This is a genomic window from Leisingera sp. SS27, assembly GCF_028368855.1.
GTDB lineage: Bacteria > Pseudomonadota > Alphaproteobacteria > Rhodobacterales > Rhodobacteraceae > Leisingera.
Genome location: NZ_JAQNCY010000001.1, coordinates 303,548 through 318,040 on the forward strand (window position 1 = coordinate 303,548; position 14,493 = coordinate 318,040).

At 62.1% G+C, this 14,493-nt stretch carries 14 protein-coding genes; 2 read left to right on the plus strand and 12 right to left on the minus strand.

Annotation, left to right across the window (positions count from 1 at the left end):
- Positions 1-26: 26 nt before the first annotated feature.
- The 10 genes from phoB to N6L27_RS01505 all read right to left on the minus strand — a co-directional run bounded on the left by phoB (position 27) and on the right by N6L27_RS01505 (position 9,647).
- Positions 27-716, minus strand: a complete 690-nt coding sequence (phoB, locus tag N6L27_RS01460; RefSeq protein ID WP_271905302.1) for a phosphate regulon transcriptional regulator PhoB — start codon at positions 714-716, stop codon at positions 27-29.
- Between the two features lie 3 nt (positions 717-719).
- Complete coding sequence (gene phoU / locus N6L27_RS01465) at positions 720-1,430, minus strand: phosphate signaling complex protein PhoU (protein ID WP_260018312.1); 711 nt, start codon at positions 1,428-1,430, stop codon at positions 720-722.
- 16 nt (positions 1,431-1,446) lie between these two features.
- On the minus strand, positions 1,447-2,244 hold the full coding sequence (gene pstB, locus N6L27_RS01470; RefSeq protein WP_271905304.1) for a phosphate ABC transporter ATP-binding protein PstB: 798 nt from the start codon (positions 2,242-2,244) through the stop codon (positions 1,447-1,449).
- 13 nt (positions 2,245-2,257) lie between these two features.
- Positions 2,258-3,616 (minus strand): phosphate ABC transporter permease PstA, encoded by a 1,359-nt coding sequence (gene pstA, locus N6L27_RS01475; RefSeq protein ID WP_271905305.1) that lies wholly within the window; start codon positions 3,614-3,616, stop codon positions 2,258-2,260.
- On the minus strand, positions 3,616-5,088 hold the full coding sequence (gene pstC / locus N6L27_RS01480) for a phosphate ABC transporter permease subunit PstC (RefSeq protein ID WP_271905307.1): 1,473 nt from the start codon (positions 5,086-5,088) through the stop codon (positions 3,616-3,618). Before pstC ends, pstA begins: the two co-directional genes overlap by 1 nt.
- 113 nt (positions 5,089-5,201) lie before the next feature.
- Positions 5,202-6,257, minus strand: a complete 1,056-nt coding sequence (locus tag N6L27_RS01485) for a substrate-binding domain-containing protein (RefSeq protein WP_271905308.1) — start codon at positions 6,255-6,257, stop codon at positions 5,202-5,204.
- A gap of 205 nt (positions 6,258-6,462) precedes the next feature.
- On the minus strand, positions 6,463-7,503 hold the full coding sequence (locus N6L27_RS01490; protein WP_271905309.1) for a sensor histidine kinase: 1,041 nt from the start codon (positions 7,501-7,503) through the stop codon (positions 6,463-6,465).
- Positions 7,504-7,574: 71 nt separating this feature from the next.
- On the minus strand, positions 7,575-8,096 hold the full coding sequence (locus N6L27_RS01495; protein ID WP_271905311.1) for a gamma carbonic anhydrase family protein: 522 nt from the start codon (positions 8,094-8,096) through the stop codon (positions 7,575-7,577).
- Positions 8,093-8,734, minus strand: coding sequence for a guanylate kinase (gene gmk, locus N6L27_RS01500; RefSeq protein ID WP_271905313.1), 642 nt, complete (start codon positions 8,732-8,734; stop codon positions 8,093-8,095). Before gmk ends, N6L27_RS01495 begins: the two co-directional genes overlap by 4 nt.
- A gap of 16 nt (positions 8,735-8,750) precedes the next feature.
- The gene (locus tag N6L27_RS01505) at positions 8,751-9,647 is read right to left on the minus strand and encodes a YicC/YloC family endoribonuclease (RefSeq protein WP_271905315.1); all 897 of its coding nucleotides are present in this window, start codon (positions 9,645-9,647) and stop codon (positions 8,751-8,753) included.
- Between the two features lie 239 nt (positions 9,648-9,886).
- Here N6L27_RS01505 and N6L27_RS01510 point away from each other — a divergent pair, with 239 nt between their 5' ends.
- Complete coding sequence (locus N6L27_RS01510; RefSeq protein WP_442915726.1) at positions 9,887-10,702, plus strand: PAS domain-containing protein; 816 nt, start codon at positions 9,887-9,889, stop codon at positions 10,700-10,702.
- Between the two features lie 124 nt (positions 10,703-10,826).
- On the opposite strand, the gene N6L27_RS01515 is transcribed toward N6L27_RS01510, so the two are convergent.
- Positions 10,827-12,197, minus strand: a complete 1,371-nt coding sequence (locus N6L27_RS01515; protein ID WP_271905317.1) for a class II 3-deoxy-7-phosphoheptulonate synthase — start codon at positions 12,195-12,197, stop codon at positions 10,827-10,829.
- A gap of 181 nt (positions 12,198-12,378) precedes the next feature.
- On the opposite strand from N6L27_RS01515, the gene N6L27_RS01520 reads away from it, so the two are divergent.
- The gene (locus N6L27_RS01520; protein WP_271905318.1) at positions 12,379-13,383 is read left to right on the plus strand and encodes a GlxA family transcriptional regulator; all 1,005 of its coding nucleotides are present in this window, start codon (positions 12,379-12,381) and stop codon (positions 13,381-13,383) included.
- A 19-nt stretch (positions 13,384-13,402) separates the two neighbouring features.
- Here the strand turns inward: N6L27_RS01520 and N6L27_RS01525 are convergent, their stop codons facing one another.
- On the minus strand, positions 13,403-14,452 hold the full coding sequence (locus tag N6L27_RS01525; protein ID WP_271905320.1) for a PQQ-dependent sugar dehydrogenase: 1,050 nt from the start codon (positions 14,450-14,452) through the stop codon (positions 13,403-13,405).
- Between the last annotated feature and the right edge of the window lie 41 nt (positions 14,453-14,493).

A 14,493-nucleotide genomic window follows, 5' to 3' on the forward strand; every position in this document is an offset into this window, starting at 1 on the left:
CCCCCCGGTGCCGTTTCCGCCAGGCCTCAGCCCAGGGCGTAGCCGGCGCCGCGCACGGTGCGGACGGGATCGTCGCCGCCGTGCTGGGTCAGCGCCTTGCGCAACCGGCCGATGTGAACGTCGACGGTGCGGGTATCGACATAGATGTCGCGGCCCCAGACCCGGTCCAGAAGCTGTTCCCGGCTCCAGACCCTGCCCGGCTTCTCGATGAAGGTGGAGAGCAGGCGGAATTCGGTCGGACCCAGCTTCAGCTGGTTTCCGGCACGGCTGACCTTGTGGGTTTCGGCGTCCAGCACGATGTCGTCGTATTCCAGGCGCACACCAACGGTGGAGGGCCGCACCCGGCGCAACTGGCTGCGCACCCGGGCCATCAGCTCAACCACCGAATAGGGTTTCACCACGTAATCATCGGCGCCGGTTTCAAGGCCGCGCACCTTGTCCACTTCCTCTGACCGGGCAGACAGCATGATCACCGGGATGTTGCGGGTCTCGGCGCGGGTCTTGAGGCGGCGGCAAACCTCGATGCCGCTGAGATTGGGCATCATCCAGTCAAGGATGATGATGTCGGGCATGTCCTCCTCGACCACCAGCAGCGCTTCCTCGCCATCCTTGGCCTTGAGCACGCGGAAGCCGTCAGCTTCGAGATTATAGGCCAGCACTTCGCGCTGCGCCATTTCGTCTTCTACAACCAGAACGGTGGGCTGGTCGGTAGCCATCGGTCAGATCTCCTGCGGTGTGGTCGAGGTGGTGTCGGCTTTCTTGCGGTCTTCTTCCGGCTTCTCGCCGGTGACCAGATAGATCACCTGTTCGGCGATCGCGGTCACGTGGTCGCCCATGCGTTCGGTGTTTTTTGCTATAAAATGCAAGTGCATACAGGCCGAAATGTTGCGCGGATCTTCCATCATGTGGGTCAGGAATTCGCGGAACAGGGCGTTGTACATCTGGTCGACGTCGCGGTCGCGTTCGATCACGTCGCGCGCCAGTTCCACATCGCGCTGGATGTAGGAGTCCAGCGCATCTTTCAGCATCCGCTCCACCTCGCGCGCCATGCGGCGCAGGGCGGATGTGCCTTCGCTGATATTCGGCCCCTGGGCCAGGACACCGGTACGCTTGGCCATGTTTTTTGCATAGTCGCCAATGCGTTCCAGGTTGCCGGCAATCTTCATCACCGAAAGAACCAGCCGCAGGTCAGAGGCCGCAGGCGCGCGCAGCGCGATCAACCGGGCGGTTTCCTCGTTGATCAGCTCTTCCAGCCCGTCGATGGCCTTGTCGCCCTGGCGCACAGTCAGCGCCAGTTCCTCGTCACGGGTTTCCAGTGCCTGCGCGGCTTCACGGATGGCGTCCTCGACCAGACCGCCCATTTTCATGATCCGGGCCTGAATTGCCTCCAGATCGCGGTCGAATGCAGATGCAATATGCTGTGCAGTCATTTGTTTTTCCTAGAAATCAGCCGATCCGGCCGGTGATATAGCTTTCGGTGCGCGGATCTTCGGGGTTGGTGAAGATCTGGCCGGTGGGGCCGAATTCCACCAGGTTTCCGAGGTGGAAGAAGGCGGTTTTCTGGCTGACCCGCGCGGCCTGCTGCATCGAGTGGGTGACGATCACCACGGAATACTGGCTGCGCAGTTCGTCGATCAGTTCCTCAACCTGCGCGGTGGCGATCGGGTCAAGCGCCGAACAAGGTTCGTCCATCAGCAGCACCTCAGGCTCTGTCGCAACGGCACGGGCGATGCACAGGCGCTGCTGCTGGCCGCCGGACAGGCCGGTGCCGGGGGCATCCAGACGGTCCTTCACCTCATCCCAGATCGCACCCCGGCGCAGGGATTTTTCCACGATTTCATCGAGTTCCGCCTTGTTTCTGGCAAGACCGTGGATGCGCGGGCCATAGGCCACGTTGTCGTAGATCGACTTGGGGAACGGGTTTGGTTTCTGGAACACCATACCGACCTTGGCACGCAGCTGCACCGGATCGACGCGCTTGTCATAGATGTCCTCACCGTCCAGCAGGATGTCACCCTTGACTCGGCAGATGTCGATGGTGTCGTTCATCCGGTTCAGGCAGCGCAGGAAGGTTGACTTGCCGCAGCCGGAGGGGCCGATGAAGGCGGTGACGGTGTTGTCCTCGATCTCGACGTTCACGTCTTTGATCGCGTGGCTGTCGCCGTAATAGACGTTCACGTCCTTGGCGGCGATTTTGATATTCTGGGTTTCCACGGTCTTTTCCATCAAGGTCATGTCGTTCATTACTATGCCCCTTTTACCAGCGGCGTTCAAAGCGGCGGCGCAGGATCACGGCAAGCGTGTTCATGGTCACCAGGAAGAGAAGAAGGATGATGATGCCGCCCCAGGCGCGTTCGTAGAATGCGGGGTCGGCGCGTTTCGCCCATTCGTAGATCTGGGCGGGCATGGCGGAGTTCGGCGCCAGCAGGCCGTCCGCCAGGGTTTCCGGCGCATTGGAGGCGATGAAGCCAACCATGCCGATGAGCAGCAGCGGCGCAGTTTCCCCCAGCGCCTGCGCCAGTCCGATGATGGTGCCGGTCAGGATACCCGGCGCGGCCAGCGGCAGCACGTGGTGGAACACCGCCTGCATCTTGGACGCGCCGACACCCAGCGCTGCGTCGCGGATCGACGGCGGCACCGATTTCAGCGAGGCGCGGGTGGAGATTATGATGGTCGGCAGCGTCATCAGCGTCAGCACCAGACCGCCCACCAGCGGCGCCGATGTCGGAAGGTGCATGTAGTTGATGAAGACCGCCAGGCCCAGGATGCCGAACACAATCGACGGCACGGCTGCAAGGTTTGAGATGTTCACCTCGATCATGTCGGTGAGCCAGTTCTGCGGCGCAAACTCCTCGAGATAGATCGAGGCGGCGACGCCGATCGGCAGCGCCAGCGCCAGTACCACCAGCATCATGAACAGCGAGCCCAGCATGGAGACGCCGATGCCGGCGGCCTCAGGGCGGGCATCGGAGGCATCCGCGCCAAAGATGAAATCGAGGTTGAAGGTCTTCTCCAGCACTCCGGCAGCGGCCAAAGCATCAACGAGATCAAGCTGTTCGGCTGAGATGTTCTTGTCGTTGACGATGCTGTCGCGGGTCACCCGGCCCTTCAGGTAGCCGTCCACACGGCTGGAGGCGAGGAAGCGGAACTCCACCGTTTGACCGATCTGGTCCGGGTTGGCGATCACATAGTCGCGCAGCTGGGCGGCGACGTCCTTGGACAGGATACCGGCCAGTTCTTTGGATTTGAGGCTGGTCTCAATGCCCAGATCCTCGATTGCTGCCTCCATCGCGCCCTTGATGATCGGGGCGTAGCCGAAGGTGGTGACCTTCTTGATGTCGGCCAGATCGCGGTTGCCCTTCTTGTCGAGCTTGGCTTCCAGCAGCTCCACATTCAGCGTGACAAAGGTCTGCTGGAAGGCACCGGTGCCCTTGCCGACGATGGTGGTCACCAGCACCAGCAGCATGATCAGGCCCGCGGTGATGGCGGCAATGCCATAGGCCTTGAACCGGGTTTCTGCCGCGTTGCGTTTCCTGGTGTGCGGGGATTTCTCCAGCAGCGAGCCGCCGTGTTTGCGGGGTGCAGCGCCTGCGGGATTTTGGCTGAGGTCAGTCATTATTCGTACTGCTCCCGGTATTTGCGCACGATGTAGAGCGCCAGGACGTTCAGGCCGAGGGTCAGGACAAACAGGGTCAGGCCCAGGGCAAAGGCAACCAGCGTTTCCGGGCTGGCAAAGTCGGTGTCGCCGGTCAGCTGGCTGACGATACGGGTGGTGATGGTGGTCATCGATTCCAGCGGGTTGGCGGAGAACTTGGCAATCGCCCCTGCCCCCATCACCACGATCATGGTCTCGCCAATGGCGCGCGAGGCGGCCAGCAGCACCGCGCCGACGATGCCCGGCAGCGCGGCGGGCATAACAACCTGGCGCACGGTTTCCGATTTGGTGGCGCCGAGGCCCAGCGAGCCGTCACGCATCGCCTGCGGCACCGCGTTGATGATATCATCGGACAGAGAGGAGACGAAGGGGATCAGCATGATGCCCATCACAAGACCCGCAGTCAGCACCGAGGTGGCGCCAGCCATCCATTCGACACCCAGGAGGCCGCCCTTGCCAAAGAGGTCCGCCAGCGCCGGGCCGACGGTCAGCAGCGCAAACAGGCCGTAGACGATGGTGGGAATGCCCGCGAGGATTTCCAGCAGCGGCTTGGCAAAGGCACGCACGGCGCCGCTGGCGTATTCGGACAGGTAAATGGCGGCGAACAGGCCAACCGGCACAGCAACCAGCAGCGCAATGAAGGAGATGTAAAGCGTGCCCCACAGCAGCGGCAGGATCGACAGTTCACTGCCGCCGCGGAAATTGGGTGCCCAGGTGGAGCCGAAGAAGAAATCTGTCCAGGAATGCAGGCCAAAGAAGTTTTTGGTTTCAAACAGCATCGACAGAACGATGCCGACGGTGGTCAGGATCGCCAGCGAGGCGGCCAGCACCAGCAGCGCCAGCACCGCGCGTTCCACCACGTTGCGGGCGCGGAAATCCTTGTGGGTGCGCACGTAGGCGGAGGCAAAGCCGCCAAGAGCCAGCAGCGTCACAACCACGGTCATGGCGGTGCGGCCGGCGTGGGACAGGTTGCGGTAGGCCTGTGCGGCCTTCAGCACTTCAGGGCGCACCTCGGAGCCGAGAGCGACGCCCACTTCGCCCATCAGGGCGCGCAGGTCCTGCTCGCCAGCAACAGCATTGCGGGCCTCACGGGCGCTCAGCAGCCCCTGCTCCACTGCCAGATCCAGCCCTTCGGCAACCCGGCGCACGTCGCTCATCACCAGGCCAATGGAAGAGCTTTCCGGGACCGCCGCTGCCGGGATCATGCCAGAGACGCGGGTCTCGATGAACATTGGCTGGGCGAGCAGCCAGACCAACAGGGCGGCAATGGCCGGCACAAAGGCCGAAAGCGCAACATGGTAGCCGTAATAGGATGGGAGCGAATGAAGGTTTTTCACATTGCCCGCAGCGGTGGCAATCGCGCGGCGGCGGCCGCCGTAGAAGCCGGCGGCGGCAAGCGCGATCAGGAGGACAACAAGCCAGAAAGTGGGCATGAAAAGCTCCGGTTTTGGCGGTGGCGTATCAGCTGCGGCAGCCCTGCCGCGGAAAGAATGCGCCGGGGCGGATGGCTCCGCCCCGGCAAGGATCAGATCACAGGCGGGGCCGCTTAGGAGTTGCCGCCCATCACGGTCTCATTGGAAACCGCTTCCTGGGTTTCGGTCAGTTCCGGATCGGCAACCAGGCCGTATTCGGCCAGCGGCCCGTCTTCGCCGGCAACCTCGTCAGCGACGAAGAACTCAGCATATTCCTTGAGGCCCGGGATCACGCCGATGTGGGCTTTCTTCACGTAGAAGAACAGCGGGCGGGAGACCGGATATTCGCCGGTTGCGATGCTCTCGGTCGAGGGCACAACGCCGGACATGGTGGCAACCTGCAGCTTGTCGGTGTTGTTCTCGTAGAACGCCAGGCCGAAGACGCCGATGCCGTCTTTGTTGCTTTCGATGCGGGCCAGGGTTTCGGTGTAGTCGCCGTCGATGTCGACCGATTTGCCATCGGTGCGCAGGGCAATGCAGGCCTTCTCAGCGGCCTTGTGCTTGGCCTTGTCGGTGTCGCCTTCGGCGTGGGCCAGCAGGTGCTCAAACGCGCCGGTGGCTTCGCAGCCGGCCAGGATCACCTTGTCTTCGAAGACTTCGCGGGTGCCGTGCTTGGTGCCCGGAACGAAGGCCTGGATGTCCACGGCAGGGAAATTCGGGTTCACGTCTGCCCAGGTGGTGTTCGGGTTGTCGGCCAGTTCACCGTCAACCATCACCTTGTCGGACAGGGCCAGAAACCAGTCGGTGGGGGTGAATTCAAAGGAGTTGGCGTTGATGTCGGAGGCAAACACGATGCCGTCATAGCCGATGCGCACTTCGATGATGTCGGTCACACCGTTTTCGGCGCAGGCGGCGATTTCTTTGTCTTTGATCTGGCGCGACGCGTTGGCGACGTCGATGGTGTTTTCACCCACGCCTTCACAGAAACGCTTGAGGCCGGCAGAGGAGCCGCCGGATTCCACAACCGGGGTCGGGAAATCAAAGTTCTCGCCAAAGGCTTCTGCCACGATGGAGGCGTAGGGCAGAACGGTGGACGAACCGGCAACCTGCACCTGATCGCGCGCAGCGGCTGCGGTGGCGGAAACGGCGGAAATCGCCAGGGCGGACGCGGTCAGTTTCACAAAGGACATTTGTGTCTCCAAGAGTTTCAAAGGTCGATCACCCCGTGATGATCTTGCCGCCTCTCCTAGAAGCTGCTGATGAGGCTTTTGTGACAGCTGTGTAACGCCTGTATGACAAAGCGGGGTTCGGCAGAAAAATTTCTGATACAAACGGCAAAACCGCCGCCGCGGAAGAGCAGCAGCGGCTTGGTTCGCTCTGGCAGGCGGAAATGGGTTAGTCCGGCAATATAACCGTAAAAACAGACCCTTGGCCCAGCTCGCTTTCGACGCGCAGGCGCCCGCGGTGGCGATTGACGATGTGTTTGACGATCGCGAGGCCAAGGCCGGTACCGCCCATCTCGCGGGAGCGGTGGCTGTCGGCGCGGTAGAAGCGCTCGGTCAGCCGCGGCAAGTGGATGGGATCGATTCCCGGGCCGTTGTCGATCACCTGGACATGCGCGGCAGGCGCACGCACCGAGGGATCACGGTCTGTTCGGCTCAGCACCACCCGCACCTGATCACCGCCATACTTCACCGCGTTTTCCACCAGGTTGGTGAACACCTGCTGCAGCTGGTCCGGGTCGCCGGTGACGCAGACCGGGTCCTCCGGCGACTCCAGCACCATCGCGGCGCCGCGCGCCTCTGCCACCGGTGCCAGAGTTTTGAGCGTGGAGGCCAGATGCGCGCTCAAATCCACCTGTTGTTTGGGGCGCACCCGCTCTTCACTTTCCACCCGGTTCAGCGACAGGAGGTCGCCAACAAGACGGTTCATCCGGCTGGCCTCGCCCTCCATGATCGTGAGGAACCGGTCGCGCGCGGCGGCATCATCCCTGGCAGGGCCGCGCAGGGTTTCGATGAAGCCGATGAGAGCAGTGAGCGGAGTGCGCAGTTCATGGCTGACATTGGCCACGAAATCACGCCGCATCTGGCTCGCCTGCTCGCGCTCGGTGATGTCGTCGAAACAGGCCAGCACCGCGCCGCCGCCTACCGCGCCGATGCCGGGCACATAGCGCAGGGTGACCGTGTAAGTGGTGTCCTGCGCGCCATCGTTGGACAGATGCCGGGCGGTGCGGGGTTGCTTGTCGTGCAGGCAGGCCTCGATCGCAGAGGCAACGCTGGGCTGGCGCAGGATGGTGGCAAAGTGGCGGCCCTGGATGCCCTGCCCCAGCAGCGCCTCGGCACCGCTGTTGATGGCAATGAAGCGTTCGGTCTGGTCCACCATCACGGAAGGCAGCGGAAAAGCAGCCAGAAACCCGTTAATCAGATCCGTTGTCATCTGGTCTCCGCGGTTAAGATCCCGGCCTGTCTAGCGCTGCTGTGTAAAGCTGATGTTGCAAAACCTGCCGGCTACAGCGGTTTCAGCTCCGCCCGGAAGCGGCGCATGTTGTCCTGATAGAGGAGCGCGCTTTGCGTCAGCTTTTCAGCCAGCGCCGCGTCCACCTCCCGCACCACCTTGCCGGGGCTGCCCATCACCAGGGAGTTGTCGGGGATCTCCTTGTTTTCCGTGATCAAGGCCCCGGCCCCGATCAGGCAGTTCTTGCCGATCTTTGCCCCATTCAGAATTGTAGCGCCCATGCCGACCAGGGAGTTTTCGCCGATGGTGCAACCATGCAGCATCGCCTTGTGGCCGATGGTGCAGTTTTTGCCGATGGTCAGCGGATAGCCAGCATCAATATGCATGATCACGTTTTCCTGCACGTTGGTGCCTTCGCCGATGCGGATTTCCTCATGGTCGGCGCGGATTGTTACGCCGAACCAGATCGAGGAGCCCGCTTCCATCACAACCTTGCCGATCAGGTTGGCATCGGGGGCGACCCAGGTGTCCTCGTGGATCTGCGGCTGATCAGCGCCAAGAGCAAAAAGGGTCATGACTGTTCCTCAAACTGGGTTTGCAGGGTACGCACGTGATCCTGCAGCCGGGGCTGCTGGATGCGGCGCATGCGCTCAGCCTCGACGATGGTCTTCAGCCTGGCCTCGGTCTCGTCCAGGTCGTCGTTGACCAGCACATAGTCATAATAACCCCAGTGGCTGATCTCATCCCAGCTTTTCATCATCCGCTTGGAGATCACCTCATCACTGTCCTGCGCCCGGGTTTCCAGGCGGCGGCGCAATTCGGTGATCGAGGGCGGCAGGATGAAGATCGACAGTGCATGCTTGCCCAGATCGGAATTGCGGATCTGGATCTCACCCTGCCAGTCGACGTCGAACAGCACGTCCTGGCCAGCCTCGATGGTGTCCTTCACTGGGCCTGCAGGGGAGCCGTAGAAGTTACCGAACACGTGGGCGTGCTCCAGCATGCCGCCCTCGGCCACCTTCTGTTTGAACTCTTCTTCGGACAGGAAGTAATACTCACGGCCGTGCTCCTCGCCCGGGCGCGGGGCGCGGGTGGTGGCAGAGACCGAGAACGCAAGTCCCGGATCCCAGGCCATCAGGCGGCGGGCCAGCGTGGATTTGCCTGCCCCCGAAGGCGATGAGAGGATGATCAAAAGGCCGCGGCGGTCCGCCATCTGGGCACTCCTTTTCTTATTCTATGTTCTGCACCTGCTCGCGCATCTGGTCGATCACGGTTTTCAGCTCAAGCCCCACAGCCGTCAAGCCGGCATGCTGCGCCTTTGAGCAGAGCGTATTGGCCTCGCGGTTGAACTCCTGCATCAGGAAGTCCAGCTTGCGCCCCACAGCCCCGCCCTTGACCAGCAGGTCGCGGGCGGCGGCGGCATGGGCGCCCAGGCGGTCCAGTTCCTCGGTCACGTCCGCCTTGACCGCGATCAGCGCAAGTTCCTGTGCCACCCGATCTGGATCGGCACCATCCGCGTTGTCCATAACCCGCGCCAGATTGGCCGTCAGCGTTTCAGCCATTTTTGCCTTGCGCTCTTCAGCGCGCTCTGCCGCCTGGGCGGTCAGGGCAGCCACCTCCTCCAGTTGAGTGTTAAGGATTACGGCAAGCGCGGCGCCCTCGGCCTCGCGCATCTGCACGAATTCCGCCACAAGGGTTTCCAGTTCCTTTGCAAGCGCGGCAGTCAGAGGTGCCGGGTCGTCATCGCCTGCGGATTGTTCCAGCACCCCCTTGAAGGACAGCAGCTCGGCTGCTGAGGCCGGGCGAACCTCCACCCGGTTCTGCTTCGCAATCGACTGCGCCTCCCCCAGTGCCATGACCACGGACTTCAGAACCGCGGCATTCACCTGCACCTGACCGGCGCTGTCTTCAGTGCAGGCAATCCGCAAGGTCAGCGAGACATTGCCCCGTGCCAGCGCCTTGGAAAGGGCGGACCGGGTCAGGTTTTCAAGGCCTTCCAGCCAGTCCGGCACCCGGAGACGGATATCCAGCCCCTTGGCGTTGACCGACCGGAGCTCCCAGTTCCAGCTGTGCTGATCGGAGCTGCCCTGTGCCGAGGCAAAGGCGGTCATGCTGCGGATGGTCATCGGAAAGCCCCCTGAACGCTGGTGATTTATCTGCTCTACTGTCTTGAAACTACAGGGTGCAAGCGCAATTGCAAAAACGGGCGCACGCGAAGGCGTTAACCATTGCTTAAAGAAGTAGTCCAAATTTGAATTAGATTGTGGCATCTTAACTTCAGGGTAACCAAACCGGCCCTAAGTCTTAAGGCAGCAAGGAGCTGCGCAGGACCCGAGGGATGTCCGGAGTTGCAGGGGAAGAAGAGATGATTTTTGGCAGCCGCAGCGGAAATGGCCTTTCTGACGGACCGGGGAACGTAGTATCCATGAACCGCTTCCGCAAAGGCGGTGCGCTGTCGCCGCTGCGCCAGGCTGAAGCCTATTGGACTGCATTGCGCCGCGGCGACGATGTGCCAAACCGCTCGCAGATCGATCCGCGCGGTCTGGAGAATATCCTCAGCAACACCTTCATTCTGGAACGCATTGCGCCGGGCATTGCGCGCTTCCGTCTGGCTGGATCTCAGGTTAATGAAATGGCCGGCATGGAAGTGCGCGGCATGCCTGTGACTGCGTTTTTCACTGCAGATGCGCGCAAGCAGCTGAGCAATGCGATGGAGCACATGTTCGACACCCCTGCAGTCGTCGAGCTGGAATTGCAGGTCCTGTCGCCGCGTCTCAGCACCCCGCGCGAAGCCCGCATGCTGCTGCTGCCGCTGCGCAGCGACCTTGGCGACATCAGCCGGGTGCTGGGGGTGCTGGTAGCGGATGAGGTAACATCCGTCACATCCCAGCGGTTCTCGATCACCTCGATTGAGATGCGCGCCGTCGGCAAAGCGGATACCTCTGCCGAGTTCAAGGCCAAGCCGCGCGCAGAGACCAAGAATGAGAATACAGACGTGAACCAGCCCAATCCCGGCTTTGCCGAGACCCAGGCCCGCTTTAAGCCGGAACGCTCGCTACTGGACGAGGCCAAGGCTATGCTGGAGCGCAGCCGGGCCGGCAAGACAGAGGAATCGGCCGATACCGCCCCTGCCAAGCGCAAGGGCGCGCCGCATTTGCGCCTGGTGGTCAGCCGCGACTGATCAGGGCGCAGCCCTAAGAGAATTCAAGGTTCAAGTACAAGGTCATAACTGCTTGAATTGACTGCGCCCCGGAGGAGAACCTCCGGGGCGCTTTTTTAATTTCCAAAAGCTGACACAAGATGCGTCAGCCGGCCTGACGGGCGGATTGCTCCGCGCGCAGGGCAGACAGCTCTTCCGCCACCAGGAAGGCCAGCTCCAGCGACTGGCTGGCGTTCAGGCGCGGGTCGCAGGCCGTGTGGTAACGGTCGGACAAGTCTTCTTCGGTCACCGCACGCACGCCGCCGGTGCATTCGGTCACATCCTGGCCGGTCATTTCGAAATGCACGCCGCCCGGGATGGTGCCCTCGGCCTTGTGAACACCGAAGAAGTCGCGCACCTCGCGCAGCACGCTGTCGAAGGGACGGGTCTTGTAGCCGGTGGAGGACTTGATGGTGTTGCCGTGCATCGGGTCGCAAACCCAGGTGACATTGGCGCCCTCTTCCTTCACCGCCTTGATCAGGCGCGGCAGATGCTCCCCCGCTTTGCCGGCCCCGAAGCGGGCGATCAGGGTCAGCTTGCCTTCTTCGTTCTCAGGGTTCAGGCGCGCTGTCAGCACCTTCAGGTCCTCAGCCGTGGTGGTGGGGCCGCATTTCAGGCCGATCGGGTTCAGCACGCCGCTGCAGAATTCCACATGCGCGCCGTCGGGCTGACGGGTGCGGTCGCCAATCCAGATCATGTGGCCGGAGCCGGCCAGCCATTTGCCGGATGTGGAATCGAGACGGGTCAGGGCCTCTTCGTATTCCAGCAGCAAGCCCTCGTGGCTGGTGTAGAAATCGACGGTGGAAAATTCATAGGTGGTGTCGGCAGTAATGCCGGCCGCTGCCATGAAATCGATGGTGTCCTGAATGCGGGTGGCGATCTCGCTGTACTTTTGCACTTCCTGCTCATCGGTAAAGCCGAGAGTCCAGGAGTGCACCCGGCTCATATCGGCAAAGCCGCCGGTGGAAAATGCGCGCAGCAGGTTCAGGGTCGCAGCCGCCTGGGTATAGGCCTGCAGCATCTTCTGCGGGTTCGGAATGCGGGCCGCAGAGGTGAAGTCCAGTTCATTGATGATATCGCCGCGATAGCTTGGCAGTTCGACACCATCAATGGTTTCGGTCGGCGCGCTGCGGGGCTTGGCGAACTGGCCCGCCATACGGCCCACCTTCACCACCGGCACCTTGGCGCCATAAGTCAGCACCATCGCCATCTGCAGCATCACCTTGAAGGTGTCGCGGATCGCGTCGGCGCTGAACTGGTCAAAGCTTTCGGCACAATCGCCGCCCTGCAGCAGGAACGCTTCGCCGCGCCCTGCAGCCCCGAGGTGCTGCTTCAGGCGGCGCGCTTCACCAGCAAAGACCAGCGGCGGATACTTGGACAGCTGAGCCTCAACAGCGTTCAGCGCTGCGGCATCGGTGTAGTCCGGCATCTGCACCCGCGGCTTGTTGCGCCAGTCCGATTTTTGCCATTCGCTCATGACTTTATCTCCGCATCAGAGGTCTTTAGAATATGTTGGGTGCTCTATACAAAATCCGCCCGGGAGAGACCAGTTTAGAATTACGGAGACTTGACCCCGGGTCCAAGCTGTGAGCACGGTTTTCCGACTTGCCGCGGAGCCTGCTCCCGCGGCCCGACTTGTTTCTTGAAGGACACCCGCCATGCAGACGCCACGCAAGCCTGCTGTTTCAGGAGTAGCCGCCGGCCAGCCGAAAAGGTTTGTCTTCGTGCTCCTCGACAAATTCACCCTGCTTTGCTTTTCGGCCGCGATGGAGTCGCTCAGGATCGCAAACCGGATGGCTGGCAAGGAGTTGTACAGCTGGTCTGTGGTCGGTGAAGGCGGCGAGACGGTAACTTGCTCCGCGGGTACTGTTTTCCAACTCGATTCGGATCTGGACGATCTGCAGCGCGACGACACAATCATGCTGTGCGGCGGTATTGACGTTCAGGGCGCCTCTACCAAGAAAATTCTGTCATGGCTGCGCCGTGAGGCCCGCAAGGGGCTGATGGTCGGCGGATTGTGCACCGCGTCCTACACGCTGGCCAAGGCCGGGCTGCTGGATGGCAAGCGCGCGACCATCCACTGGGAAAACGCCGACAGCTTCAACGAGGAATTCGACGAGGTGGAACTGGCGAAGTCAGTCTTTGTGATCGACGGGAACCGGCTGTCGACAGCCGGCGGCACGTCCTCCATCGATCTGATGCTTAAGCTGATTGCCAACGACCATGGCGAGGACTTGGCCAATGCCGTTGCGGATCAGCTGATCTATTCCTCGATCAGGACCGACCAGGACACCCAGCGGCTGTCAATCCCGACCCGGATCGGTGTGCGCCATCCCAAGCTGTCGATGGTGATCCAGATGATGGAAGCCAATATCGAGGAGCCGATCAGCCCGTCGATCCTAGCGCAGGATGTGGGGATGTCCACCCGTCAGCTGGAACGGTTGTTCCGCCGCTATCTGAACCGCTCTCCCAAGCGCTACTACATGGAGCTGCGGCTGCAGAAAGCGCGCAACCTGCTGATGCAGACGGATATGAGCGTGATCAACGTGGCGCTGGCCTGCGGCTTTGCCTCACCGTCGCATTTCTCCAAATGCTACCGGGCGCATTACGACACCACCCCTTACCGCGAACGCGGCAGCAAGGCGGCGGCGTTCAAGGCCTGAGCCGCCCCGGCCCGGGCGGCTAACGGGAGATCCGGAAAACCGCCCCCTCGCTTTCTGACGCAAACCAGATGCTGCCATCGGGCGCCTCCCGCACATCGCGGATGCGCCCGGTTGCTGTGCCGCGCAGTTGCTCGGCCTCTTTCAGCGGCGCCCCGGAAAGCCGGGAGATATAGTCGAACTTGAGCGAACCGACGAAGATATGGCCGCGCCACTCAGGCCACATCCGGCCGGAATAGATCATCATGCCGGACGGCGCCATGGAGGGGTCCCAATACCATTCGGGCTGTTCCATGCCGGGTTTCGAAGCGCCCTCGCCGATCTTTGCACCGGAATAGTGGCGGCCGTTGGAAATCACCGGCCAGCCGTAGTTTGCGCCCTTGCGGACGCGGTTCACCTCATCACCGCCTTTGGCGCCATGTTCCGCCACCCAGAGGTTGCCCTGCAAATCAAGTGCCATGCCTTGCGGGTTGCGGTGGCCGTAAGACCAGATTTCGGGCTGCGCATCTGTGCGCCCGGCAAAGGGATTGCCGTCCGGCAGGGTTCCGTCCCTGTTTATCCGAACCACTGATCCCTGATGCAGCCTCAAATTCTGGGCGCTGGGCCGGTCACCGCGCTCCCCCAGTGAAATGAACAGAGTACCATCCCGCGCTTCCATCACGCGGGAGCCGAAGTGGCGCCCGCCGGTGGCACCGGGTGCGGCTTCGAACAGGATCCGGAGATCAACCAGTGCGCTGTTATCCGCACTGAGACGGCCCGCGGCCAGAGCGGTTCCCGCGCCGCGGCCCTGACGTTTCGCAAAGGTCAGGAAAACCTCCCGGCTGGTTTGAAAATCCCGCGGCACCATCACATCCAGCAGGCCGCCCTGCCCCTCTGCGGCCACGGCGGGCGTGCCGCTGATGCGATTCTTTTTTCCGCCTTGAACATGGAAAAGCGTGCCGTCCCGCTCTGTCACCAGAAAACCGCCATCCGGCAGAAAAGCCAAAGCCCAAGGCACATCGAAGCCGCCCGCCATCCTCGTCACGCTCACGCTGCCAAGGCTGCTGTCCATCGTATCTGCCTGAACAGTCATGGAAAACGGCACCAGAAGAAACGCAGCCGACAAAATGAGTA